Here is a 595-nt window from a genome sequence, read left to right as displayed (position 1 = left end):
AATATATAGTATTGAGATATGAGTATTGAGTATTGAGATGAGGCGAAAAGCTATCTCACTACTAATTACTAACTACTCACTACTAATTGCAGTCTCATAGCTCAGCTGGTTAGAGCGCTACACTGATAATGTAGAGGTCGGCAGTTCGAGTCTGCCTGAGACTACGAAATACAATTAACAATGATCAATAAGCAATGGTCAGAGTTAAGAAGTTCATTGAGAAATACTGAAGGAAATTTTAGAAGTTGGGCAACCAGTTTACAGTACGCAGTTAAGCAGTACGCAGTACAGTGAGAACTGAATACTGAATACTGACCACTGCCAACTAAAAAAAACGGGGGATTAGCTCAGCTGGCTAGAGCGCCTGCCTTGCACGCAGGAGGTCATCGGTTCGACTCCGATATTCTCCACGATTTGATTTGAAGATTTGAAGATCTGAGAATTTGAAGATTAATTTTCAAATTGACTCATTTTCAAATTATCAAATTGAAAAAAGTTCATTGACATATTGGAAAATAAGAATACGAGAAACATAAAAATTTCTATAGTTGTAAGATTATAGATAGAGCAAATTATATTTTAAGTTTTGAGGAAA

At 35.8% G+C, this 595-nt stretch carries 2 tRNA genes; both read left to right on the top strand.

The window, feature by feature from the left end:
* Window positions 1-90: 90 nt before the first annotated feature.
* Window positions 91-164, top strand: a tRNA-Ile gene (locus tag ACQ93I_RS17255).
* A 172-nt stretch (window positions 165-336) separates the two neighbouring features.
* Window positions 337-410 (top strand) — tRNA-Ala (locus ACQ93I_RS17250).
* The last annotated feature ends 185 nt before the right edge of the window (window positions 411-595 follow it).

The sequence above is a fragment of the Salinimicrobium sp. WS361 genome (genome assembly GCF_050750585.1).
Classification (GTDB): Bacteria; Bacteroidota; Bacteroidia; order Flavobacteriales; family Flavobacteriaceae; genus Salinimicrobium.
This window is presented reverse-complemented; position numbering and strand designations above follow the sequence as displayed.